The following is a 23734-nucleotide window of genomic DNA, read 5'->3' as shown; positions in this document are numbered from 1 at the left end:
CATCAACGCTGCTGGTTCATGCGCTCGATGACTTGGCGGGTGATGTCGTATTGCGGCTTGACGTCAACCACGGCACCACGCTCCAGCACCAGGTCAAAGCTGCCCTTCTTCAGGACTTCTTCAACGGCCTTGTCCAGCTTCGGCTTCAGTTGCTTGAGCATGTCGCGATCGGCAACAGCTTTCGCTTCGTTCAGCTCCTTGGACTGGAACTGGAAGTCACGGGCCTTTTGCTTGAATTCGAGTTCCAGGCGCTCACGCTCGGCCTGCTGCATCTTCTCGCCGTCTTTCACCAGACGGTCCTGAATGCGCTTGGCGTCGCTTTCCAGGGTCTTCAGCTTGTTCAGTTGGGGGCCGAACTTTTTCTCTGCATCGACGGCGTATTTCTTGGCCGCGTCGGATTCCAGCAGGGCCATTTGATAGTTCAGTACCGCAATCTTCATTTCCGCGAAAGCCGGAGTCGCCATCAAGGCAGCGGCAACCAGAACGAATTGAGTCAACTTACGCACGATGCAACTCCTGCAACACATACTGTTGTCTTGATGAAACACTTAGAAAGTCTGGCCCAGGGAGAACTGGAACACCTGGGTATCAGCATTGTCCGGCTTCTTGACCGGCATGCCCAGACTGAAGCTCAACGGGCCCAGCGCAGTAATCCAGGTCAGGCCTACACCCACCGAACTCGCCAAGTCACCTGCGTTGATGCTGCTGCAGTTGGTCGCGGTGGACGAGCAGCTGGTGTCGAACACGTTACCCACGTCCCAGAACAGCACGGTACGAAGCTGGCGCTGATCCTTGACGAATGGCAGCGGGAAGAGCAGCTCCACACCACCCTGGATCAACACGTTGCCACCGAAAGGCAGCGGATCCTGATCCGGGTCGGCCGCGGTCCCTTCGTTGCCCGTTACAGCCTGGCCACGACTGGGTGTGCTGCGCGGCCCCAGGCTGCTGTCTTCGAAGCCGCGTACGGAGTTGAAGCCACCCGCGAAGTAATGCTCGTAGAACGGCAGCTCGGAGGTGGAACCATAGCTGTCGCCATAGCCCAGTTCGGTGTGCCAACGCAGTGCCGTGTTCTGGGTCAGCGGAGTGAACAGCTGGCCACGGTAGTCGAGCTTGTAGAACGACAGGTCGCTTCCCGGAATGGTGCTTTCAAGCACCAGGCTCTGGGAATGGCCGCGCGTAGCCATTACGCCCTTGTTCAGGGTCGATTCGGACCAGCCGATCGAGCCCTTGAAGTTGGTGTAGCTATCGCCTTCTTCCTCAAGGAAATCGAAGATCTCGTCGACGGTGTAGATACCGGTGTTGATCTTGTCCTGCTGCACGGTCAGGCCATAGGTCAGACGCGCAGTTTCGCTGATCGGATAACCGATGCTGACACCGGCACCGTAGCTGTCCACCGCATAGCTGGATACGTCAGTGTCGAGGTCATCGTAGTCGGTACTGCGGTAGAAGGCGTTGTAGCCCAGACTCACGCCATCCGGAGTCCAGTAGGGGTCGACAAAGCCGAAGTTGTAGCGGGTCTGGTACTCGGAACGGGTCAGACCGATGCTGACCTTGTTACCGGTACCCAGGAAGTTGTTTTGGCTGATGGAACCGCCGAGGATCAGACCGGCGCTCTGGGCGAAGCCCACGCTCGCGGTGATGGAGCCGGACGGTTGCTCTTCCACGGTGTAGTTCACATCGACCTGGTCATCAGTACCCGGCACCTGCGGGGTCTCGACGTTGACCTCTTTGAAGAAGCCGAGGCGCTCCAGACGAGTCTTGGACTGGTCGATCAGGTAGGTCGACGCCCAGCCGCCTTCCATCTGGCGCATTTCGCGACGCAGCACTTCGTCTTCAGTTTTGGTGTTGCCACGGAAATTGATGCGATTGACGTAGGCGCGCTTGCCCGGGTCCACCACGAACGTGATGGAAACGGTGTTGTCCTCGTCATGGGCTTCCGGCACGCCGTTCACGTTGGCGAAGGTATAGCCCTCGTTACCCAGGCGGCGGGTAATCAACTCAGACGTGGTCGTCATCACCTTGCGTGAGAAAACTTGCCCCTGCTGTACCAGCAGCAGCTTCTTCACTTCGTCCTCGGGCACCTTCAGGTCGCCGGAGAGCTTCACGTCGCGAACGGTGTACTTCTCGCCCTCGTCCACGTTGACGGTGACGTAGACGTGCTTCTTGTCCGGGGTGATGGATACCTGCGTGGAAGAGATATCCATGTTGATGTAGCCGCGGTCCAGATAGTAGGAACGCAGACGCTCCAGGTCGCCGGAAAGCTTTTCGCGGGCGTACTTGTCGTCGTTCTTGAAGAAGGACAGCCAGTTGGTGGTCTTCAGCTCGAACAGGTCGATCAGATCCTCATCGGAGAAGACCGTGTTACCGACGATGTTGATGTGCTGGATGGCTGCGACCGAGCCTTCGTTGATCTTGATCTTGAGCGCTACGCGGTTGCGCGGCTGCGGGATCACGTCAGCCTCGATCTCGGCGGAGTAACGGCCCTGGGCCACATACTGGCGCTGCAGTTCGTTACGCACGCCTTCGAGGGTCGCGCGCTGGAAGATTTCCCCGTCAGCCAGGCCGGACTGTTTCAGGCCCTTGAGCAGGTCTTCGGTGCTGATGGCCTTGTTGCCCTCGATCTCAATGCTGGAGATCGACGGGCGCTCGACTACGGTGATAACCAGCACGTCGCCTTCGCGGCCCAGTTGGATATCCTGGAAGAAACCGGTCTTGAACAGGGCGCGGGTGGCCTCGACGAGGCGGCGGTCATCAGCTGTGTCGCCGACGTTGAGTGGCAGTGCGCCGAATACGCTGCCAGCGGATACCCGCTGCAGGCCATTGACGCGAATGTCGGAGATGTTGAAGGACTCGGCGTGAACCTCGGCGATCATGAGTGCGGCAAGCACCGCAGGTAGCAGCAGGCGTTTCATGAAGTCCTTTTTTATTCCAACCGGTAATAAAGAATCTGCCGCACAAGGCGGCAGACTCGGCATTCAGTGACTTGTTACAGACGGCTCAGATCATTTACCAGGGCGAGCAACATCACCCCCACGACTAGACTGATACCGATCTGCACCCCCCAAGCCTGCACCCGTTCTGACAATGGACGACCTCGCGCCAATTCGATCAGATAAAACAGCAGGTGCCCCCCATCCAGGACAGGGATTGGCAACAGATTGAGAACCCCCAGGCTTATGCTCAGATAGGCGAGGAAGTTAAGGAAATCCCCCACCCCGGACTGGGCCGAAGCGCCCGCCACTTTAGCAATGGTTATCGGCCCGCTCAAGTTTTTTACCGAGAGCTCGCCGAGCAACATTTTCTTTAGGGAATCCAGAGTTAGCAGGCTCATGGACCAGGTCCTGGCCACTGCCTCGGTCACCGCATCGAGCGGACCGAAACTGACCTCCCGAAGCATTTCCGCTGGCCATTCAATGCCTTTCACCCCCGCACCAAGGTAACCGCTGCGGGCTTCGCCCTCGCCACGGCTAGCCAGGGTCAGCTGAACTTCGCGAACCTGGCTGTCGCTCTCGACGCTAAGCGTGACTCGCTCGGCGGGACGCTTGCGCACCCGTTCCACCAATTGCTGCCAGTCATCAAGCGGCTGGCCGTCAAGGGCCAGCAGGCGGTCACCGACCTTGAGCCCCGCCGCCTGAGCCGGCCCTTTCGGGTCAAGCTCGGCAAGCACCGGCGGGATGGCCGGACGCCAGGGCGTGATACCCAGAGCACCAATAGGGTCAGGCTCATCGGCGCCCTTGAGCCAGGCATTCAACTGCAGCTCTCGGAACTGTTCGGTTGTGGCGCCAGCCTCACGCACGCCGACCTGGAGCGTGCCGCTTTCACCCAGGCGGCGAACCAGTTGCAGATTCACCTGGGACCAGCCGCTGACGGACTTGCCGTCCACCGAAACGATTTCCTCGCCGGCTTCCAGGCCAGCCCGGGCGGCAATGCTGTCCGACGCAACACCACCGATGACAGGCCGCACCTGCTGACTGCCGAGCATGGCCAGCACCCAGAAGAACAACAGTGCCAGGAGGAAGTTGGCGACGGGCCCGGCAGCCACGATGGCGATGCGTTGTCCCACCGGCTTGCGGTTGAAGGATTGGTCGAGCAACTCGGCCGGCACGTCCGCCTCGCGCTCGTCCAGCATCTTCACGTAACCGCCAAGAGGGATGGCGGCGATAACGAACTCGGTGCCGTGGCGATCATGCCAGCGGAACAGCGCCGTGCCGAACCCTACGGAGAAGCGCAGGACTTTGACCCCGCAGCGCCGCGCCACCCAGAAGTGACCGAATTCGTGGAACGTGACCAGCACCCCGAGAGCGACCAGGGTGCCAAGAATCATATATAGAGCGCTCATCGGTTTCCTCTGGAGCAGGTGGTCGCTTGAGAGCTACCTGCTAGCGATCTTGACGGACCAACCACTGCTGCGCGGCTGCCCGAGCACGGGCATCTGCCTGCAGCACGGAATCCAGCGTTTCGACAGCCGTCGCCGCTTCGCGGTTCAGCACTTCGTCGATGATACTCGCGATCTCGGTGAAGCGGATGCGTCTATCCAGGAACGCCGCCACAGCCACCTCATTCGCAGCGTTGAGCATGGCCGGGGCGCTTCCGCCCTCCTCCGCCGCCTGGCGAGCCAGCCGCAAGCAAGGAAAGCGCTCTTCGTCCGGGGCCTGGAAGTCCAGGCGAGCCACGGAGAACAGATCAAGCGGCGATACACCGGAATCAATGCGCTCCGGCCACGCCAAGGCGTGGGCGATGGGGGTGCGCATATCCGGATTACCGAGCTGCGCCAACACCGAGCCATCCACATAATCCACCAGGGAGTGGATCACGCTCTGCGGATGAATCACGACCTCCACCTGGGCCGGGCTGGCATCGAACAGCCAGCAGGCCTCGATCAGTTCCAGCCCCTTGTTCATCATGCTGGCCGAGTCCACGGAAATCTTGCGCCCCATGGACCAATTGGGATGAGCACAAGCCTGCTCCGGAGAAACGTCCGACAGCCGCTCCAGCGGCATCTCACGGAAGGGACCACCAGATGCAGTCAGCAGAATGCGACGCACGCCGACAGGTGCGAGCCCACGCGCGTAATCCTGCGGCAAACATTGGAAGATCGCATTGTGCTCACTGTCTATCGGAAGGAGCACGGCACCACTCTTGCGCACCGCTTGCATGAACAAGGCGCCGGACATCACCAGCGCCTCCTTGTTGGCCAACAACACCCGCTTGCCTGCCTCGACCGCCGCGAGAGTCGGTTTGAGACCCGCAGCACCCACAATGGCGGCCATCACAGCATCCGCCTGCGGGTGCGCGGCGACTTCGCAAAGCCCTTGCTCGCCCGCCAGAACGCGAGTTTGCAAACCGGCCGCCAACAGACCGCCCTGAAGGTGCCGGGCCGAATCGGCATCCGGCACTACGGCGAACTCGGGACGATGACGCAGACACAAGGCTTCCAACTCACCCAGACGGCTGAAGCCACTGAGGGCGAAAGCCCGGTATCGGTCGGGGTGACGACCGATGACATCGAGGGTGCTGAGACCGATGGAGCCGGTGGCCCCCAGCACGGTAATGCGTTGCGGCTGACTCACAGCGCACCCCAGCCGGCGGCCCAGAGCAGCGCGGCGAAAAGCGGAATGGCCGCCGTCAGACTATCGATTCGGTCCAGCACACCGCCATGGCCCGGCAAAAGATTGCTGCTGTCCTTGATGCCGGACTGGCGCTTGAACATGCTCTCGGTCAAGTCTCCTACTACTGAAATCAGTACCACCAGGGCCGCACCTGCCAGGGCGAGCAGCAGCTCTGAACCGACCCAGCCGCGGTAGAAACCGACACCAGCAGTAATTAGCAGGCTGGCCAGCAGCCCGCCTATCAGGCCTTCCCAGCTTTTGCCAGGACTTACCTGAGGGGCCAGTTTGCGCTTACCGAAGGCCTTGCCGGAAAAATAAGCACCGATATCGGCCGCCCAGACCAGCACCATCACGGCCAGGATCAGCCAATTGGCCAACGGCCACTGCTTGAACAGCACCAAGCCTTGCCAGGCTGGCAACAGGATCAGCAGGCCAATCACCAGCTTGCCAGGCGTACCGCCCCAGTAGCGACTGGTTTCGGGATAGCCCAGCACGAGGACAGTCGCCGCGCCCCACCAGAGCACACCCAGCACCAGGACCAGGGGGGCCAGGGCCGGCACGAGATAGAGCCCATACAGCAGCGCCGCCACGAGCAGGCCGTAGGCGACGCGCAGGGGTTGAGGCGAAAAGCCCGCCAGGCGTGCCCACTCCCAACCGCCGAGACTTACCACGGCGCCGATGAACAGGGCAAAGGCGCCGCCATCCAGCCAGAAGAAGCCTGCAAGGGCGATCGGCAACAACACCAGGGCGGTGATGACGCGTTGTTTCAGCATTTGGCTCGGGCCTCGGCTTCTAGCTGCTCGCTGGTCTTGCCGAAGCGACGCTGTCGCTTGGCAAAGTCTGCCAGCGCCTTGCGCATGGCTTCGTGCTTGAAGTCAGGCCAGAAGAGATCGGAGAAATACAGCTCGGCATAGGCGAGCTGCCACAGCAGGAAGTTGCTGATGCGATGCTCGCCACCGGTGCGAATGCACAGGTCGGGCAGCGGAAGGTCGCCGGTGACCAGGCAACTTTGCAGCAACTGCGGGGAAATATCGTCGACCTGCAGATGACCAGCCTGGACCTCACGAGCCAGGCGCTGTGCGGCCTGGGTGATGTCCCACTGTCCGCCGTAGTTGGCGGCGACCTGAAGGACGAACTTCTGATGGCTGGAGGTCAACTGCTCAACCTCGCGCATGGCGGCCTGCAGCTCCGGGTGGAAGCGCGAACGATCGCCGATGATGCGCAAACGAATATCGTTCTGGTCCAGGCGCCGCGCCTCACGGCGCAACGCCCCCAGGAACAATTCCATCAAGGCGCCGACCTCGTCAGCCGGGCGCTGCCAGTTCTCGCTGGAGAAGGCGAACAGGGTGAGCACTTCGACGCCGGCCTCGGCGCACACCTCGATCACCGCCCGGACCGCATCCACGCCAGCCTTATGGCCGGCGACGCCGGGCAGCAGGCGCTTCTTCGCCCAACGGTTGTTACCGTCCATGATGATCGCCACATGCCGTGGCACCGCGGGGTACGCGCCTTGCTGGAATTTGTCCATGACGATTCCGGACGTCAGACGGCCATCAGGTCTTTTTCTTTGTTTTCCAGAGCCTTGTCGACATCACCGACGAACTTGTCGGTCAGCTTCTGGACGTCGTCAGCGGCACGACGCTCGTCGTCTTCGCTGATTTCCTTTTCCTTGACCAGGTCCTTCAGCTGCGCAAGCGCATCACGGCGGATGTTGCGCACGGCAACACGGGCGTTTTCAGCCTCCGCACGTGCCTGCTTGGTGTAGCCCTTGCGGGTTTCCTCGGTCAGGGCGGGCATCGGCACGCGAATAGTGGTACCGGCGGTGGCCGGGTTCAGGCCCAGGTCAGAGGTCATGATGGCCTTCTCCACAGCCTGGATCATGCTCTTGTCGAACACGGTCAGGGCCAGGGTGCGGGAGTCCTCTGCGATCACGTTGGCAACCTGGCGCAGGGGAGTGTCGGTACCGTAGTAAGACACCATCACGCTATCCAGAATGCTCGGGTGCGCACGCCCGGTGCGGATCTTGGCGAAAGCATGATCCAGCGATTCCAGGGTTTTCTTCATGCGCTCCTGCGCTTCTTGCTTGATCTCGTTGATCACTTTTCGCCCTCCTCGATCAGGGTTCCTTCGGCGCCGCCGACCACGATGTTCAGCAGGGCACCCGGTTTATTCATATTGAAGACCCGCAGCGGCATCTTCTGATCACGGCACAGACAGATGGCCGTGAGGTCCATGACACCCAGCTTGCGATCCAGCACCTCGTCATAGGTCAGGTGCTCGAACTTCTCGGCATTGGGGTCCTTGAACGGGTCGGCAGTGTACACGCCATCGACCTTGGTGGCTTTCAGCACCACGTCCGCATCCACTTCGATGGCGCGCAGGCAGGCGGCCGAGTCGGTGGTGAAGAAGGGGTTGCCGGTACCGGCGGAGAAAATCACCACTTCGCCAGAAGCCAGGTGGCGCATGGCCTTGCGACGATCGTAGTGATCGGTCACGCCAACCATGGAAATGGCCGACATCACGATGGCGGGGATGTTGGAACGCTCAAGCGCGTCGCGCATGGCCAGGGCGTTCATCACGGTGGCCAGCATACCCATGTGGTCGCCAGTTACCCGATCCATGCCGGCGGCGCTCAGGGCCGCACCACGGAACAGGTTGCCGCCGCCGATCACCAGGCCGACCTGGACGCCGATACCGACCAACTGGCCGATTTCCAGCGCCATGCGATCGAGGACTTTCGGATCGATACCGAACTCCTCGGAGCCCATAAGGGCCTCACCGCTGAGTTTGAGCAGAATGCGTTTATAGCGAGGTTGGCGACCACTCACCTGCTGAGCCATTGCGTATCTCTCCTGCGGCGCTATTTGAATTCGCGGACCTCGAAAGGCCCTGTGTACTGGCGAGTCCTGAGACTGCGCAAACGACGGTTGGTGCCCGATGACCGGAGCCCGCCGTGGAAACCACCCCGAAATGGCTCCCCAGTTTGACGAAGAGGCCGCACGCGTTAGCGGGCAGCCTCTTGCGGGGCGACAGCCGAGGCCGTCTTATTGCTTGGTAGCAGCGACTTGGGCAGCTACTTCGGCAGCGAAGTCTACTTCGACTTTCTCGATGCCTTCGCCTACTTCGTAGCGAACGAAGGAAACGATCTCAGCGCCGGCTTTCTTGGCCAGGTCACCGACCTTGATTTCCGGATCCTTGACGAAAGGCTGCTCGACCAGGCTGGCTTCAGCCAGGAACTTGGCGATGCGACCCTTGACCATGTTCTCGACGATGTTTTCCGGCTTGCCGGCGATCTTGTCGGCGTTCAGGGCCAGGAAGATTTCCTTTTCCTTGGCAACAGCTTCTTCGGAAACCTGGGTCGAGTTCAGGAACTGCGGGTTGCTGGCAGCCACGTGCATGGCGATGTCCTTGGCCAGTTCCGGGTTGCCGCCTTTCAGGTTCACGACTACGCCGATGCGGTGGCCGTGCAGGTAGGCACCTACCACATCGCCTTCAACGCGGGTCAGGCGACGGATGTTGACGTTCTCACCGGTCTTGGCAACCAGGGCCAGACGAGCTTCTTCGCGGGACTCGACCAGCGGAGCAGCGTCGGTCAGCTTCTCGTTGAAAGCCTGATCCAGGGAAGCGGCAACGAAGGACTTGAAGTCGTCCTGCAGGGCCAGGAAGTCGGTCTGGGAGTTGACTTCGATGATGACGGCAACCTTGTTGTCGTCAGCCACTTTGACAGCGATGGCGCCTTCGGCGGCGATGTTGCCAGCCTTCTTGGCAGCCTTGATGGCGCCAGCGGCGCGCATGTCGTCGATGGCCTTCTCGATGTCGCCTTCAGCGGCGGTCAGGGCCTTCTTGCAATCCATCATGCCCAGGCCGGTACGCTCGCGCAGTTCTTTAACCAGGGCTGCAGTAATCTCTGCCATGTCGCAATCCTCTTGAATAGGTTTTCAACCATTCAGCCCAGAAATCCGGGCATTCACAATTCGGAGGTGGCAAAAAGGGGGCCTAGCCCCCTTCTTGCGCACCGGGTAACGCTAGACGGCTGTCAACTCAGCCTTCTGCGGCCTCGGAAGCAGCTTCTTCGACGAACTCGTCAGGGCCACCAACGGCATTCTGACGGCCGCGGATTACAGCATCAGCAACGCTGGCCAGGTACAGCTGAACGGCGCGAATGGCGTCGTCGTTACCCGGGATGACGTAGTCAACGCCTTCCGGGCTGCTGTTGGTATCGACAATACCGATAACCGGGATGCCCAGCTTGTTGGCTTCGCTAATGGCGATGCGCTCGTGGTCAACGTCGATCACGAACAGAGCGTCCGGCAGGCCACCCATCTCCTTGATACCACCCAGGCTGCGCTCGAGCTTCTCGAGGTCGCGGGTGCGCATCAGGGCTTCTTTCTTGGTCAGCTTGGCGAAGGTGCCGTCCTGGGACTGGGTTTCCAGCTCGCGCAGGCGCTTGATGGACTGACGGATGGTCTTGTAGTTGGTCAGCATGCCGCCCAGCCAGCGGTGATCGACGTACGGGGAGCCGCAACGAGCAGCTTCTTCGCGAACGATCTTGCCAGCGGAACGCTTGGTGCCGACGAACAGTACCTTGTTCTTGCCTGCAGACAGTTTTTCAACGAAGGACAGGGCCTCGTTGAACATCGGCAGGGTTTTTTCAAGGTTGATGATGTGGATCTTGTTACGCGCGCCGAAAATGTACTTGCCCATTTTCGGGTTCCAGTAACGGGTCTGGTGGCCGAAGTGCACACCGGCCTTCAGCATATCGCGCATGTTGACTTGGGACATTTCTATTCCTCGATAAGTCGGGTTAGGCCTCCACGTATCCCAATATCCAACCCTTTCGGGCACCCAGGAGATCGTGTCGATACGTGTGTGGGTTTGTGCTTTCGGACAGTACGCCCGTAAAGCGGCGCGTTTTATAGCACAAAAAGCAGACCCAAGCTACTGGAACGATACGCCGCAAAACAGGCTGCTTCCTGCTAGCCGCTTATGGCTTGCGGCTTGAAGCTGTTAATATCAAGCCTTTTCCGTTTGCGCCCGAGACCCAATATGACCGTCACCATCAAGACGCCCGCAGAAATCGAGAAAATGCGCGTTGCCGGCCGCCTGGCCGCCGAAGTGCTGGAGATGATCGGCGAACATGTCAAACCCGGCGTGACCACCGAGGAACTGGATCGTATCTGCCACGACTACATCGTCAATGTGCAGCAGGCCATCCCCGCCCCCCTCAACTACAAGGGCTTCCCCAAGTCGATCTGCACCTCGGTCAACCATGTGGTGTGCCACGGCATCCCCAACGAGAAGCCGCTGAAGGATGGCGACATCCTCAATATCGACATCACCGTCATCAAGGACGGCTACCACGGCGACACCAGCAAGATGTTCCTGGTGGGCAAGGCGCCGGAGTGGGCCGACAAGCTCTGCCGCGTAACCCAGGAATGCATGTACAAGGGCATCCAGCTGGTGAAGCCCGGTGCGCGCCTGGGCGATATCGGCGAAGTGATCCAGAAGCATGCCGAGAAGCTCGGTTACTCGGTGGTCCGTGAATACTGCGGCCATGGCATCGGCGCGGTATTCCACGAAGAGCCCCAGGTCCTGCACTACGGCCGCGCCGGCACCGGCATGGAGCTCAAGGAAGGCATGACCTTCACCATCGAGCCGATGATCAACCAGGGCCGCCCGGAAACCCGCCTGCTCGGTGACGGCTGGACCGCCATCACCAAGGACCGCAAGCTTTCCGCCCAGTGGGAGCACACCGTCCTGGTGACTGCCGATGGCTACGAGATCCTCACGCTGCGCAGCGACGATACGCTGGCGCGCACCTCGCCCTGATCACCGACCTATATAAGGAAAGCCGCCCCATGCCGCAGGTGGATCCCGAGTTGTTCGACCGCGGGCAGTTCCAGGCGGAACTGGCCTTGAAGTCCAGCCCCATCGCTGCCTTCAAGAAAGCCATACGCCAGGCCCGTGAAGTGCTCGACAACCGTTTCACCCACGGTCGCGACATCCGTCGCCTGGTGGAGGACCGCGCCTGGTTCGTCGACCAGATCCTGCGGGCGGCATGGGAGCGCTTCGACTGGAGCGAGGACGCCGACATCGCCTTGCTGGCGGTCGGCGGCTACGGGCGCGGCGAGCTGCACCCCTTCTCCGACATCGACCTGCTGATCCTGCTGGACAGCGCTGACCACGAAGTTTTTCGCGAGCCCATCGAAGGCTTCCTCACCCTGCTCTGGGACATCGGCCTGGAAGTCGGCCAGAGCGTCCGCTCGGTAGCCGAGTGCGCCGAAGAGGCCCGCGCCGACCTGACGGTGGTCACCAACCTGATGGAAAGCCGCACCATCGCCGGCCCGGAGCACCTTCGCCAGCGCATGCTGGAAGTCACCAGCCCCGAGCAGATGTGGCCGAGCAAGCACTTCTTCCTCGCCAAGCGCAACGAGCAAAAGGCACGTCACGCCAAGTACAACGACACCGAGTACAACCTGGAACCCAATGTGAAGGGCTCCCCTGGCGGGCTGCGCGATATCCAGACCATTCTCTGGGTCGCCCGCCGCCAGTTCGGTAGCCTCAACCTGCATGGCCTGGTGCAACAGGGTTTTCTGGTGGAAAGCGAATGCAGCATGCTCGCCTCCAGCCAGGAGTTCCTCTGGAAGGTACGTTACGCCCTGCACATGCTGGCCGGCCGCGCCGAAGACCGTCTGCTGTTCGACCACCAGCGCAAGATCGCCGCCCTGCTCGGCTTCGAGGACGGTGACGACAAGCTCGGCATCGAGCGCTTCATGCAGAAGTACTACCGGGTGGTGATGGGAGTTTCCGAACTCAGCGACCTGATCAACCAGCATTTCGAGGAAGTCATCCTCCGCGCCGGCGAAACCGGCCAGGCGCAGCCGCTGAACAGTCGCTTCCAACTGCGTGACGGCTACATCGAGGTGACCCACCCCAACGTCTTCAAGCGCACCCCCTTCGCCATGCTGGAAATCTTCGTGCTGATGGCCCAGCACCCGGAGATAAAGGGCGTGCGCGCGGATACCATCCGCCTGCTGCGGGACAGCCGCCACCTGATCGACGACGATTTCCGCAAGGATATCCGCAACACCAGCCTGTTCATCGAGCTGTTCAAGTCTGCCCAAGGCATCCACCGCAACCTGCGGCGGATGAACCGCTACGGCATTCTTGGCCTGTACCTGCCGGAGTTCGGCCAGATCATCGGGCAGATGCAGCACGATCTGTTCCACATCTATACGGTGGACGCCCACACCCTCAACCTGATCAAACACCTGCGCAAGCTGAAATGGCCGGAGCTGGCAGAGAAATTCCCCCTGGCCAGCAAGCTCATCGACAAGCTACCCAAGCCGGAGCTGATCTACCTCGCCGGGCTCTACCACGACATCGGCAAGGGCCGCGGCGGTGACCATTCCGAGCTGGGCGCCGTGGACGCCGAGATATTCTGTGCCCGCCACCATCTCCCGGTATGGGATTCGCGCCTGGTGGCCTGGCTGGTGCAGCACCACCTGGTGATGTCCACCACCGCCCAGCGCAAGGACCTCTCCGACCCGCAGGTGATCTACGACTTCGCCCGCCTGGTGGGCGACCAGACCCGTCTGGACTACCTCTACGTGCTCACCGTGGCCGACATCAACGCCACCAACCCGAGCCTGTGGAACTCCTGGCGCGCCAGCCTGCTGCGTCAGCTCTATACCGAGACCAAGCGCGCCTTGCGCCGCGGCCTGGAGAACCCGCTGGACCGCGAAGAGCAGATCCGCCAGACCCAGTCCGCCGCCATCGACATCCTGGTACGCAACGGTATCGACCAGGACGAGGCCGAGCAGCTCTGGTCGCAACTGGGCGATGACTATTTCCTGCGCCATACCGCCAATGACGTGGCCTGGCACACCGAGGCCATCCTCCAGCATCCGGCCGGCAACGATCCCCTGGTATTGATCAAGGAAACCGCCCAGCGCGAGTTCGAGGGCGCCACCCAGATATTCATCTACGCACCGGACCAGCACGACTTCTTCGCCGTGACCGTGGCCGCCATGTCGCAGTTGAACCTGAACATTCACGACGCGCGGATCATCACCTCCACCAGCCAGTTCACCCTCGACACCTACATCGTGCTCGATGCCGATGGCGGGCGGATCGGCGAGAACCCGGCGCGCATCCGCGAAATCCGCGAAGGCCTGATCGACGCCCTGAAGAACCCGGACGAGTACCCGGCCATCATCCAGCGCCGCGTCCCGCGCCAGCTCAAGCATTTCGCCTTCCCGCCGCAGGTGACCATCTCCAATGACGCCCAGCGCCCGGTAACCATCCTCGAATTGATTGCCCCCGACCGCCCCGGCCTGCTGGCGCGTATCGGGCGCATCTTCCTGGAGTTCGACCTTTCGCTGCAGAACGCCAAGATCGCCACGCTGGGCGAGCGGGTGGAAGACGTCTTCTTCGTCACCGACGCCAACAACCAGCCGCTTTCCGACCCCGAGTTCTGCCTGCGGCTCCAGGAGGCCATCGTCTCCCAGTTGTCCCAAGCCAACGGACAGAGCCTGGACCCGGCGCGGATAAAAATCTGAACCCGTAGGGTGCAATAAGGCCGCTGGCCGGATTGCACCGATTCACCCACGACCTCCCTGTTGACGCCCTACAACCATGAACGAAGCCTTGAACCAACTGCAGCCCTACCCCTTCGAGAAACTCCGCGCCCTGCTGGCCGGCGCCCAGCCACCGGCGGAGAAGAAGGCCATCGCCCTGTCGATCGGCGAGCCCAAGCATCGCTCCCCGGCCTTCGTCGCCGAGGCCCTGGCGGCCAATCTCGACCAGTTGTCGGTCTACCCCACCACCCTGGGTATCCCGGCCCTGCGCGAAGCCATCGCCCAGTGGTGCGAGCGCCGCTTCAAGGTACCGGCTGGCTGGCTCGAGGCCGCTCGCCACGTGCTGCCGGTGAACGGTACCCGCGAGGCGCTGTTCGCCTTCACTCAGGCAGTGGTCAACCGCACCGACAAGGGCCTGGTGGTCAGCCCGAACCCCTTCTATCAAATCTACGAAGGTGCAGCCCTGCTGGCCGGCGCCGAGCCCCACTACCTGCCGTGCCTGGCGGAGAACGGCTTCAACCCGGACTTCGACGCCGTTCCAGCGGACGTCTGGCAACGCTGCCAGATCCTCTTCCTCTGCTCGCCGGGCAACCCCACCGGCGCGCTGATCCCGTTGGACACCCTGAAGAAACTGATCGCCCTGGCCGACGAACATGACTTCGTGATCGCTGCCGACGAGTGCTACAGCGAGCTTTACTTCGACGAACAGAACCCGCCGGCCGGCCTGCTCACAGCCTGCGCCGAACTGGGCCGCTCGGACTTCAAGCGCTGCGTGGTTTTCCACAGCCTGTCCAAGCGTTCCAACCTGCCCGGCCTGCGCTCCGGCTTCGTCGCCGGCGACGCCGATATCCTCAAGTCTTTCCTGCTGTACCGCACCTACCACGGCTGTGCCATGCCGGTGCAGACCCAACTGGCCAGCGTCGCCGCCTGGAACGACGAAGTCCACGTACGTGCCAACCGCGCGCTGTACCGCGAGAAGTTCGATGCCATGCTGGATATCCTCGGCCCGGTTCTGGACGTGCAGCGCCCGGACGGCGGCTTCTACCTCTGGCCGAAGACTCCGGTGGACGACGAAACCTTCACCCGTGAACTGTTCGCCCGTGAGCACGTCACAGTGGTCCCCGGCTCCTACCTGTCGCGCGCCGTGAATGGCTTCAACCCGGGTGCCGGCCGAGTGCGCATGGCCCTGGTGGCCCCGCTGGCCGAGTGCGTCGAAGCCGGCGAACGTATCCGCGCCTTCATCAAGGGACTGTGAGCCTCAAAGGAACGACACGATGAGCATCACCCTCTACGGCATCAAAGCCTGCGACACCATGAAGAAAGCCCGAACCTGGCTCGAAGAGCAGGGCGTGAGCTACAGCTTCCATGACTACAAGGCCTCGGCCATCGACCGCGCCAACCTGGAGAAATGGTGCGCCGAGCACGGCTGGGAAACCGTCCTGAACCGCGCCGGCACCACCTTCCGCAAACTGGATGACGCGCAGAAGGCCGACCTGGACCAAGACAAGGCCATTACCCTGATGCTGGCCCAGCCGTCGATGATCAAGCGCCCGGTGCTCGACCTGGGTGATCGCACCCTGGTCGGCTTCAAGCCGGACCTCTACGCTGCCGCCTTCAAGTAACCATGACTACCGCCCAGGCGTTCATCCCACTTGCCAGCCGTGCGCCGGAACCTGCGTGCACGGCTATGCGCAACGCCTGATCAACACCCTTCAGCAAGAGGAATCCTCATGTCCAACGCACTCTTCAGCATCGCCTTCGGCGTCGGCACCCAGAACCGCCAGGGCAACTGGCTCGAAGTCTTTTACGCCCAGCCCCTGCTCAAGCCCTCGGAACAATTGGTAGCTGCCGTCGCCCCGGTGATCGGCTACAGCGCCGGTAACCAGGCCATCGCCATCAGCAATGCCCAGGCCACCCAGCTGGCCACTGCCCTGAAGGACATCGACGCCACCCAGGCCGCGCTGCTGACCCGCCTGGCCGAGAGCCAGAAACCGCTGGTCGCCACCCTGCTGGCCGAAGACGCCGCACTGACTTCCACGCCTGAGGCCTACCTCAAGCTGCACCTGCTGTCCCACCGCCTGGCCAAGCCCCATGGCCTGAACCTGACCGGCATCTTCCCGCTGCTGCCAAACGTGGCCTGGACCAGCCAGGGCGCCGTCGACCTGTCCGAGCTGGCCGGGCGCCAGCTGGAAGCCCGCCTGAAGGGCGAGCTGCTGGAAGTCTTCTCCGTGGACAAGTTCCCGAAAATGACCGACTACGTGGTTCCGGCCGGCGTCCGCATCGCCGACACCGCCCGTGTGCGCCTGGGCGCCTACGTGGGTGAAGGCACCACCGTGATGCACGAAGGCTTCATCAACTTCAACGCCGGCACCGAAGGCCCTGGCATGATCGAAGGCCGCGTTTCCGCGGGCGTCTTCGTCGGCAAGGGCTCGGACCTGGGCGGCGGTTGCTCCACCATGGGCACCCTGTCCGGCGGCGGCAACATCGTCATCTCCGTAGGCGAAGGCTGCCTGATCGGCGCTAACGCCGGCATCGGCATCCCGCTGGGCGACCGCAACATCGTCGAAGCTGGCCTGTACATCACAGCCGGCACCAAAGTGGCCCTGTTGGACGACCAGAATCAGTTGGTGAAAGTCGTCAAGGCGCGCGACCTGGCCGGCCAACCGGACCTGCTGTTCCGCCGCAACTCGCAGAACGGCGCGGTCGAGTGCAAGACCAACAAGACCGCGATCGAGCTGAACGAAGCCCTCCACGCCCATAACTGAAACTAAGCTTGAAGCTGGAGGCCCGAAGCAGATTGGCTTCCAGCTTCCCTTCCCGCCTCCAGCGTTCAAGCGTGCCATGTCCCTGACTTCTCCCTGGCGTTCCGACTTCCCTGCCCTTTCGGCTCTCGCGGCCGAGGGACAGACCTACCTCGACAGCGCCGCGACCGCACAAAAGCCCCAGGCTGTACTGGACGCCCTGCTTGGCTACTACGCCAGTGGCGCCGCCAATGTGCATCGCGCCCAGCATCTGCCTGGCGAGCGCGCCACCCGGGCCTTCGAAGGCACCCGCACCCATGTGGCGCACTGGTTGAATGCGGCAAGCCCGGCGGAAGTCCTCTTCACCCGTGGCACCACGGAAGCCATCAACCTGTTGGCCTATGGCCTGGAGCACCTGTTCCACCCCGGCGACGAGATCGTTGTCAGCGCCTTGGAACACCACGCCAATCTGCTGCCCTGGCAGCAACTGGCACTGCGCAAGCAGCTCAAGCTGGTTGTACTGCCGCTGGACGACCGAGGCCGGATCGACCTGGAGCGGGCGCGCACGCTGATCGGTCCGCGCACCCGCCTTGTGGCGGTAAGCCAGCTCTCCAACGTCCTCGGCCGCTGGCAGCCGCTGACCGAGCTGCTGCCCTTGGCGCGCAGCCAGGGTGCCCTGACCGTAGTGGACGGTGCCCAGGGCGCAGTCCATGGCCGCCACGACGTACAGGCGCTGGGGTGCGATTTCTACGCGTTCTCCAGCCACAAACTCTATGGCCCGGACGGCGTTGGTGTGCTCTACGGCCGCAGTGATGCGCTGGCACGCCTGAAACACTGGCAGTTCGGTGGCGAAATGGTGCACACCGCCACCTACCAGACGGCCGACTTCCACGGCGCGCCCCTGGGCTTCGAGGCCGGCACCCCGGCCATCGCCTCGGTAATCGGCCTGGGCGCCGCGCTGGAGTACCTGAACAGCCTGGACGCTGCCGCCGTCGCCGGCCACGAGGCTGCCCTGCACGCCAAGCTGCTGGCCGGACTGGCCGCCCGAGACGGCGTACACCTGCTGGGCGAACCTCAGCTGGCCCTGGCCAGTTTCACCATCGAGGGTGTGCATAACGCCGACCTGGCCCACCTGCTCACCGAGCAGGGCATTGCCGTGCGTGCTGGCCATCACTGCGCGATGCCGCTAATGCAAAACCTCGGTCTGCAGGGTGCCATACGTGCCTCTCTGGGCCTCTATAACGACGGCGAAGATCTGGAGCGCTTCTTCAGCGCCCTGGACAAGGCTATGGAACTGCTGCGATGAGCCTGCCGGAACAAGCCCGCAAAGCCCTCGATGCCTTCACCGCCGCGGGTAGCTGGGAACAGCGCGCGCGCCTGCTGATGCAATGGGGCGAGCGACTGGAAGCCCTGACCGACGCCGAGCGCAGCGACGCCAACCGGGTACATGGCTGTGAAAGCCAGGTCTGGCTGGTGGGAGAGATGCGCGATGGCCAATGGCACTTCCGCGCTGCCAGCGATGCTCGGCTGATCCGAGGCCTGCTGGCGGTGCTGCTGGCACGGGTCGAGGGCCTTGCGGCCGAAGAACTGGCGACTGTCGACCTGGCGGACTGGTTCAACCGACTGGGACTAGGCCGGCAGTTGTCGCCATCACGCAGCAACGGCCTGAATGCCGTGCTCAAGAAAATGCGCGAGATGCCCCTGTAGAAGGGGCGAATTCATTCGCCAAGGCACAAGGCAGATATTCCGTAGGATGGGTAGAGCCCGCGAAACCCATCTACCGGGGTCCACATGGGTTTCGTTCCTCAACCCATCCTACGCGTCAGGATGCGGTTCGTTCCGACGGCCTGCGCGCTCCGGCCACCAACTTATCCACAGCCCTTGCCGCCGCCACCATGCCGAAAGTGGCGGTCACCATCATCACCGCGCCAAACCCACCGGCGCAGTCCAGCTTCACGCCTTCACCAACGAAGCTCTTCTGCTGGCACACCGAACCGTCCGGCTTCGGATAACGCAGCTGCTCAGTGGAGAACACGCAGGGCACGCTGTAGGTGCGTCCCGGCGTGCGGGAGAAGTTGTAGTCGCGGCGCAGCGTGGAGCGCACCTTGGCCGCGAGGGGGTCGTTGAAGGTCTTGTTCAGATCGGCGACCTGGATCTGGGTCGGATCGACCTGGCCGCCGGCACCGCCGGTGGTGACGATCTGGATCTTGCGCCGCTTGCACCAGGCAATCAGCGCCGCCTTGGCCGCCACGCTGTCGATGCAGTCGATCACCGCATCCATCTCCGGGGTGATGTACTCGGCCATGGTCTCGCGGGTGACGAAGTCGGCCACGGCATGGACCACGCAGGCCGGGTTGATGCCGCGAATGCGCTCTGCCATCACATCCACCTTGGCCTTGCCCACGGCACCTTCGATGGCATGCACCTGGCGATTGGTGTTGGTGATGCAGACGTCGTCCAGGTCGAACAGGGATATTTCCCCCACCCCGGAGCGCGCCAGGGCCTCGGCCGCCCAGGAACCCACGCCGCCGATGCCGACCACAGCCACATGGGCCGCCTGCAACCGGGCAAGTCCTTCCAGGCCATAAAGCCGGGCAATACCACCGAAACGCTCGTCTGTACTCATGCCAATCACTCCCATCGCCAACCTTCGGGCGGGCGCGCATTATAGGAAGCGCGATCCCTCGGCCCAAGTCCATCGCCGCTGAATGGTGGCCCATAGATTCGGTCACGGTCCGCCAGGGCTATAGTCGCCCGATAACGACAAGGGAGCCGGTCATGCGCAATTTCACCTTCTACAACCCCACCCGCATCCACTTCGGCGAAGGCCAGATATCCAAACTGACGCGCGATGTTCCGGCCGGCAGCCGGGTGCTGGTCACCCACGGCGGCGGCAGCATCTTCCAGAACGGCGTCTGGCAGCAGGTGGAACAAGCGCTGGCAGGCCATCAACTGACCCGATTCGGCGGCATCGAAGCCAATCCGCAGTTCGACACCCTGGTCAAGGCCGCCCAATTGGCCAGGACCGAGCAGTGCGACTTCATCGTCGCCGTGGGGGGCGGTTCGGTGATCGATGGCAGCAAGTTCATCGCCGCTGCCGCGTGCCACGACGGCGACCCGCTGGAGCTGCTCAGCGGCAAGCGCATCACCGCCGCCCTGCCCATGGGTTGCGTCCTGACGCTGGCCGCCACCGGCTCCGAAAGCAACCCACACGGCGTGGTCACCCATGTCGCCCGCCAAGAGAAGCTGCCCTTCTCCAGCGCCCTGCTCTACCCGCGCTTCGCCATCCTCGACCCGCGCACCACCTTCAGCCTGCCTGCACGGCAGATCGGCAACGGCGTGGTGGATGCCTTCGTCCACACCATCGAGCAGTACCTGACCTACCCGGCCGATGCACCCCTGCAGGACCGTTACGCCGAAGGCCTGCTGCTGACCCTGATAGAGGAAGGCCCGAAGGCACTGACCAACCCCGAGGACTATGCCGTGCGGGCCAACCTGATGTGGTGCGCCACCCAGGCCCTGAATGGCCTGCTCGGCTGCGGCGTGCCGCAGGATTGGTCGACCCACATGATCGGCCACGAACTGACCGCGCTCTACCACATCGACCACGCCCAGACCCTGGCCGTGGTGTTGCCCGCACTGCTGGCAGAGCGCCGCCAGGTCAAACGCGAAAAGCTGCTGCAATACGCGACCCGCGTCTGGGGCCTCAAGGAAGGGGACGAAGAGCAACGCATCGATGCCGCGATCCAGGCCACCCGCGACTTCTTCAAACGCATGGGCGTGCCCACCCGTCTGTCTGAACACGGCCTGGACGCCGATGTGATCCCCCAGGTGCTGGCACAACTGGAGCGCCACGGCATGACCGCCCTGAGCGAGCGCCGCGACCTCGATCTGGAAGCCAGCGAACGCATTCTTCTCAGGGCGCTGTGAGGCTGACCTGGAACAATCCGAAGCGGCTTTTTGCCACATTGGCCGAACTTCTGAAGCCTCAGGCAAACAAACGAACAGTCGGAGACAGCCATCTGGCTCCCCCGGCTGGTTGCAATCTATACAGCTGTTGGGCGCCGGGGTAGGATTCGCGCCGTCCAGCAACCCGCTGGCCCTACCCTAGTTCCAAGCTTCGGAACCCTTGACCTCTATGCCATCGCGTAAATTTGGACTCAACCTGGTGGTCTTCGTGGCAGTTGCCGCGTTGTTCACCGGTATCTGGGCACTTTACAACCGCCCGGTCACCGCGCCGGACTGGCCGGAACAGATCTCCGGCTACTCTTTCTCGCCCTTCCGCGCGGATCAGAACCCCCAGCAAAACCGTTACCCCAACGACGAACAGATCCGTCAGGACCTCGAGCTGCTGAGCAAGCAGACCGACAACATCCGGACCTACTCGGTCGACGGCACCCTGGCGGACATCCCTCGTCTGGCCGAAGAATTCGGCCTGCGGGTGACCTTGGGCGTCTGGATCAGCCCGGATGAAGAGCGCAACGAGCGCGAGATCGCCAAGGCCATCGAAATCGCCAACACCTCCCGCAGCGTCGTTCGCGTGGTCGTAGGCAACGAAGCCCTGTTCCGCCGCGAGATCAGCCGCAAGGACCTGGTGGTCTACCTGGACCGCGTTCGCGCCGCCGTGAAAGTGCCGGTGACCACGTCCGAACAGTGGCACATCTGGCTGAAGTACCCGGAACTGGCCAAACACGTGGACCTGGTTGCGGCCCACGTGCTGCCATACTGGGAATTCGTGCCGATGGAGGACTCCACCGAGTTCGTCCTGGAGCGCGCCAAGGACCTGAAGAAGGCTTTCCCGAAAAAGCCCCTGCTCCTCTCTGAAGTGGGTTGGCCGAGCAACGGCCGCATGCGCGGCGGCGCCGACGCCTCCCAGGCCGACCAGGCCATCTACCTGCGCACACTGGTCAACGCCCTGAACGCCAAGGGCTACAACTACTTCGTGATCGAAGCCTTCGACCAGCCGTGGAAGGCCAGTGACGAGGGCGCGGTGGGTGCCTACTGGGGCGTCTACAACCTGGAACGCCAGCCGAAATTCGCCTTCGAAGGCCCGGTGATTGCCATCCCACAATGGCGCATGCTCGCGGTGGCCTCGGTAGTCATGGCGCTACTGGCCCTGGCCCTGATGTTGATCGACGGAAGCGCCCTGCGCCAGCGCGGCCGCACCTTCCTGACCTTCGTCGCCTTCGCCGGCGGCTCGGTACTGGTGTGGATCGCCTACGACTACAGCCAGCAGTACAGCACCTGGTTCAGCCTGACGGTCGGCCTGTTACTCGGTGTCGGCGCCCTCGGCGTGTTCATCGTGCTGCTGACCGAGGCCCACGAACTGGCCGAAGCCGTCTGGGTACGCAAGCGCCGACGTCCCTTCCTGCCGGTACTGGCCGACAGCGCCTACCGCCCGAAAGTCTCGGTGCACGTGCCCTGCTACAACGAGCCTCCGGAGATGGTCAAACAGACCCTCGACGCCCTGGCCAACCTCGACTATCCGGACTACGAAGTCCTGATCATCGACAACAACACCAAGGACCCGGCCGTCTGGGAACCGGTGCGCGACTACTGCGAGCAACTGGGCCCGCGCTTCAAGTTCTTCCACGTTGCCCCGCTGGAAGGCTTCAAGGGTGGCGCGCTGAACTACATCCTGCCGTACACCGCACCGGACGCCGAAGTCGTGGCGGTGATCGACTCCGATTACTGTGTCGACCGCAACTGGCTGAAGTACATGGTTCCGCACTTCGCCGACCCGGAAATCGCCGTGGTGCAGTCGCCGCAGGACTATCGCGACGGTAACGAAAACACCTTCAAGAAGCTCTGCTATGCGGAGTACAAGGGCTTCTTCCATATCGGCATGGTCACCCGCAACGACCGCAACGCCATCATCCAGCACGGCACCATGACCATGATCCGTCGCAGCGTGATGGACGAGCTGAAATGGGCCGACTGGACCATTTGCGAAGACGCCGAACTGGGTCTGCGCGTGTTCAAGAGCGGGTATGCGGCGGCCTATGCGCACGAGAGCTTTGGCCGTGGACTGATGCCGGACACCTTCATCGACTACAAGAAGCAGCGTTTCCGCTGGGCCTACGGCGCCGTCCAGATCATGAAGGGGCACGCCCGCAGCTTGTTCCTGGGGCAGGACTCCAAGCTCAAGCAAGGCCAGCGCTACCACTTCATTGCAGGCTGGCTGCCCTGGGTCGCCGATGGCCTGAACATCTTCTTCACCATCGGTGCCTTGCTCTGGTCCGCGGCGATGATCATCGTGCCGCAACGGGTCGACCCGCCACTGCTGATCTTCGCCATCCCGCCGCTGGCGCTGTTCTTCTTCAAGGTGGGCAAGATCGTGTTCCTCTACCAGCGCGCGGTGGGGGTCAACCTGAAGGATGCCTTCTGCGCCGCGGTGGCAGGGCTCGCGCTTTCGCACACCATCGCCAAGGCCGTGCTCTACGGCTTCTTCACCAAGAGCATTCCGTTCTTCCGCACGCCGAAAATGCGAACCAATCACGGGCTGCTGATGGCCCTGGCCGAAGCCCGCGAAGAGGTCTTCGTGATGCTGCTGCTCTGGGGCGCGGCCATTGGCATCGCCATCGTCCAGGGCATGCCCAGTCCGGACGTGAAATTCTGGGTGGCCATGCTGCTGGTGCAGTCGCTGCCCTACCTGGCGGCGCTGATCATGGCCCTGCTCTCCTCCCTGCCAAAGAGCCAGGAGGAGCAGGAAGAAGAAGTCGCTACTGCCTGATAGCGAGCGAAACCCTTAAACGGCGGCCATTGGCCGCCGTTCTTGCTTTAAGATAACCGCCTTTTCACCCTG

The 23734-nt window shown here is 62.6% G+C and carries 20 protein-coding genes; 9 read left to right on the top strand and 11 right to left on the bottom strand.

Annotated features, from left to right (window positions below; genetic code table 11):
- Nucleotides 1-2: 2 nt before the first annotated feature.
- The 10 genes from G559_RS0106385 to rpsB form a co-directional block, all read right to left on the bottom strand.
- Entirely contained in the window at nt 3-506 is a 504-nt protein-coding gene (locus tag G559_RS0106385; RefSeq protein WP_028627451.1) for an OmpH family outer membrane protein, read from the bottom strand.
- 42 nt (nt 507-548) lie between these two features.
- Nucleotides 549-2912 carry an outer membrane protein assembly factor BamA gene (bamA, locus tag G559_RS0106380; RefSeq protein WP_028627450.1) on the bottom strand — a complete coding sequence of 788 codons (2364 nt, stop codon included), beginning with the start codon at nt 2910-2912 and terminating at the stop codon, nt 549-551.
- A 74-nt stretch (nt 2913-2986) separates the two neighbouring features.
- Complete coding sequence (gene rseP, locus G559_RS0106375; protein ID WP_028627449.1) at nt 2987-4339, bottom strand: sigma E protease regulator RseP; 1353 nt, start codon at nt 4337-4339, stop codon at nt 2987-2989.
- A 40-nt stretch (nt 4340-4379) separates the two neighbouring features.
- Complete coding sequence (gene ispC, locus G559_RS0106370) at nt 4380-5570, bottom strand: 1-deoxy-D-xylulose-5-phosphate reductoisomerase (RefSeq protein WP_028627448.1); 1191 nt, start codon at nt 5568-5570, stop codon at nt 4380-4382.
- Nucleotides 5567-6382: a phosphatidate cytidylyltransferase gene (locus G559_RS0106365; protein ID WP_028627447.1), complete on the bottom strand. Its 816-nt coding sequence runs from the start codon at nt 6380-6382 to the stop codon at nt 5567-5569. Before G559_RS0106365 ends, ispC begins: the two co-directional genes overlap by 4 nt.
- Nucleotides 6376-7137: a polyprenyl diphosphate synthase gene (uppS, locus tag G559_RS0106360; protein WP_028627446.1), complete on the bottom strand. Its 762-nt coding sequence runs from the start codon at nt 7135-7137 to the stop codon at nt 6376-6378. The genes G559_RS0106365 and uppS overlap by 7 nt, the downstream gene beginning before the upstream one ends.
- 14 nt (nt 7138-7151) lie before the next feature.
- Nucleotides 7152-7709: a ribosome recycling factor gene (gene frr / locus G559_RS0106355; RefSeq protein ID WP_028627445.1), complete on the bottom strand. Its 558-nt coding sequence runs from the start codon at nt 7707-7709 to the stop codon at nt 7152-7154.
- Nucleotides 7706-8449, bottom strand: a complete 744-nt coding sequence (pyrH, locus tag G559_RS0106350) for a UMP kinase (protein WP_028627444.1) — start codon at nt 8447-8449, stop codon at nt 7706-7708. Before pyrH ends, frr begins: the two co-directional genes overlap by 4 nt.
- A gap of 204 nt (nt 8450-8653) precedes the next feature.
- Complete coding sequence (gene tsf, locus G559_RS0106345; RefSeq protein ID WP_028627443.1) at nt 8654-9523, bottom strand: translation elongation factor Ts; 870 nt, start codon at nt 9521-9523, stop codon at nt 8654-8656.
- Between the two features lie 127 nt (nt 9524-9650).
- Complete coding sequence (rpsB, locus tag G559_RS0106340) at nt 9651-10391, bottom strand: 30S ribosomal protein S2 (RefSeq protein WP_028627442.1); 741 nt, start codon at nt 10389-10391, stop codon at nt 9651-9653.
- A gap of 264 nt (nt 10392-10655) precedes the next feature.
- Here rpsB and map point away from each other — a divergent pair, with 264 nt between their 5' ends.
- The 7 genes from map (at nt 10656) to G559_RS0106305 (ending at nt 18636) form a co-directional block, all read left to right on the top strand.
- A complete protein-coding gene (gene map / locus G559_RS0106335; protein ID WP_028627441.1) occupies nt 10656-11438 on the top strand; it encodes a type I methionyl aminopeptidase in 783 nt (260 codons plus the stop codon).
- Nucleotides 11439-11467: 29 nt separating this feature from the next.
- Entirely contained in the window at nt 11468-14170 is a 2703-nt protein-coding gene (locus G559_RS0106330) for a [protein-PII] uridylyltransferase (RefSeq protein ID WP_028627440.1), read from the top strand.
- 76 nt (nt 14171-14246) lie between these two features.
- Nucleotides 14247-15443 (top strand): succinyldiaminopimelate transaminase, encoded by a 1197-nt coding sequence (gene dapC, locus G559_RS0106325; RefSeq protein WP_028627439.1) that lies wholly within the window; start codon nt 14247-14249, stop codon nt 15441-15443.
- A gap of 19 nt (nt 15444-15462) precedes the next feature.
- Nucleotides 15463-15810 (top strand): ArsC family reductase, encoded by a 348-nt coding sequence (locus G559_RS0106320; RefSeq protein WP_028627438.1) that lies wholly within the window; start codon nt 15463-15465, stop codon nt 15808-15810.
- Between the two features lie 108 nt (nt 15811-15918).
- On the top strand, nt 15919-16953 hold the full coding sequence (gene dapD, locus G559_RS0106315) for a 2,3,4,5-tetrahydropyridine-2,6-dicarboxylate N-succinyltransferase (RefSeq protein ID WP_028627437.1): 1035 nt from the start codon (nt 15919-15921) through the stop codon (nt 16951-16953).
- 76 nt (nt 16954-17029) lie between these two features.
- Nucleotides 17030-18235: an aminotransferase class V-fold PLP-dependent enzyme gene (locus G559_RS0106310; RefSeq protein WP_028627436.1), complete on the top strand. Its 1206-nt coding sequence runs from the start codon at nt 17030-17032 to the stop codon at nt 18233-18235.
- The gene (locus tag G559_RS0106305) at nt 18232-18636 is read left to right on the top strand and encodes a SufE family protein (protein WP_028627435.1); all 405 of its coding nucleotides are present in this window, start codon (nt 18232-18234) and stop codon (nt 18634-18636) included. The genes G559_RS0106310 and G559_RS0106305 overlap by 4 nt, the downstream gene beginning before the upstream one ends.
- Nucleotides 18637-18751: 115 nt before the next feature.
- Here G559_RS0106305 and tcdA read toward each other — a convergent pair whose 3' ends face one another.
- A complete protein-coding gene (tcdA, locus tag G559_RS0106300) occupies nt 18752-19555 on the bottom strand; it encodes a tRNA cyclic N6-threonylcarbamoyladenosine(37) synthase TcdA (protein WP_028627434.1) in 804 nt (267 codons plus the stop codon).
- A gap of 152 nt (nt 19556-19707) precedes the next feature.
- Here tcdA and G559_RS0106295 point away from each other — a divergent pair, with 152 nt between their 5' ends.
- Together G559_RS0106295 and G559_RS0106290 are read left to right on the top strand one after the other, a co-directional pair.
- The gene (locus G559_RS0106295; protein WP_028627433.1) at nt 19708-20859 is read left to right on the top strand and encodes an iron-containing alcohol dehydrogenase; all 1152 of its coding nucleotides are present in this window, start codon (nt 19708-19710) and stop codon (nt 20857-20859) included.
- Nucleotides 20860-21067: 208 nt separating this feature from the next.
- Nucleotides 21068-23662, top strand: a complete 2595-nt coding sequence (locus G559_RS0106290; RefSeq protein ID WP_028627432.1) for a glycosyltransferase — start codon at nt 21068-21070, stop codon at nt 23660-23662.
- The last annotated feature ends 72 nt before the right edge of the window (nt 23663-23734 follow it).

The organism is Metapseudomonas resinovorans DSM 21078 (assembly GCF_000423545.1).
Classification (GTDB): Bacteria; Pseudomonadota; Gammaproteobacteria; order Pseudomonadales; family Pseudomonadaceae; genus Metapseudomonas; species Metapseudomonas resinovorans.
Note: the sequence above shows the minus strand (reverse complement) of the source record. Positions and strands in the feature narration are given on the sequence as shown.

Excerpts from the sequence above, each read along its gene's own strand:
- rseP (WP_028627449.1), bottom strand. The coding sequence starts at position 4,339 with ATGAGCGCTCTATATATGATTCTTGGCACCCTGGTCGCTCTCGGGGTG.
- dapD (WP_028627437.1), top strand. The coding sequence starts at position 15,919 with ATGTCCAACGCACTCTTCAGCATCGCCTTCGGCGTCGGCACCCAGAAC.
- G559_RS0106365 (WP_028627447.1), bottom strand. The coding sequence starts at position 6,382 with ATGCTGAAACAACGCGTCATCACCGCCCTGGTGTTGTTGCCGATCGCC.
- G559_RS0106310 (WP_028627436.1), top strand. The coding sequence starts at position 17,030 with ATGTCCCTGACTTCTCCCTGGCGTTCCGACTTCCCTGCCCTTTCGGCT.
- pyrH (WP_028627444.1), bottom strand. The coding sequence starts at position 8,449 with ATGGCTCAGCAGGTGAGTGGTCGCCAACCTCGCTATAAACGCATTCTG.
- G559_RS0106320 (WP_028627438.1), top strand. The coding sequence starts at position 15,463 with ATGAGCATCACCCTCTACGGCATCAAAGCCTGCGACACCATGAAGAAA.
- uppS (WP_028627446.1), bottom strand. The coding sequence starts at position 7,137 with ATGGACAAATTCCAGCAAGGCGCGTACCCCGCGGTGCCACGGCATGTG.
- G559_RS0106305 (WP_028627435.1), top strand. The coding sequence starts at position 18,232 with ATGAGCCTGCCGGAACAAGCCCGCAAAGCCCTCGATGCCTTCACCGCC.
- G559_RS0106330 (WP_028627440.1), top strand. The coding sequence starts at position 11,468 with ATGCCGCAGGTGGATCCCGAGTTGTTCGACCGCGGGCAGTTCCAGGCG.
- map (WP_028627441.1), top strand. The coding sequence starts at position 10,656 with ATGACCGTCACCATCAAGACGCCCGCAGAAATCGAGAAAATGCGCGTT.
- tcdA (WP_028627434.1), bottom strand. The coding sequence starts at position 19,555 with ATGAGTACAGACGAGCGTTTCGGTGGTATTGCCCGGCTTTATGGCCTG.
- G559_RS0106295 (WP_028627433.1), top strand. The coding sequence starts at position 19,708 with ATGCGCAATTTCACCTTCTACAACCCCACCCGCATCCACTTCGGCGAA.
- G559_RS0106290 (WP_028627432.1), top strand. The coding sequence starts at position 21,068 with ATGCCATCGCGTAAATTTGGACTCAACCTGGTGGTCTTCGTGGCAGTT.
- dapC (WP_028627439.1), top strand. The coding sequence starts at position 14,247 with ATGAACGAAGCCTTGAACCAACTGCAGCCCTACCCCTTCGAGAAACTC.
- bamA (WP_028627450.1), bottom strand. The coding sequence starts at position 2,912 with ATGAAACGCCTGCTGCTACCTGCGGTGCTTGCCGCACTCATGATCGCC.
- tsf (WP_028627443.1), bottom strand. The coding sequence starts at position 9,523 with ATGGCAGAGATTACTGCAGCCCTGGTTAAAGAACTGCGCGAGCGTACC.
- rpsB (WP_028627442.1), bottom strand. The coding sequence starts at position 10,391 with ATGTCCCAAGTCAACATGCGCGATATGCTGAAGGCCGGTGTGCACTTC.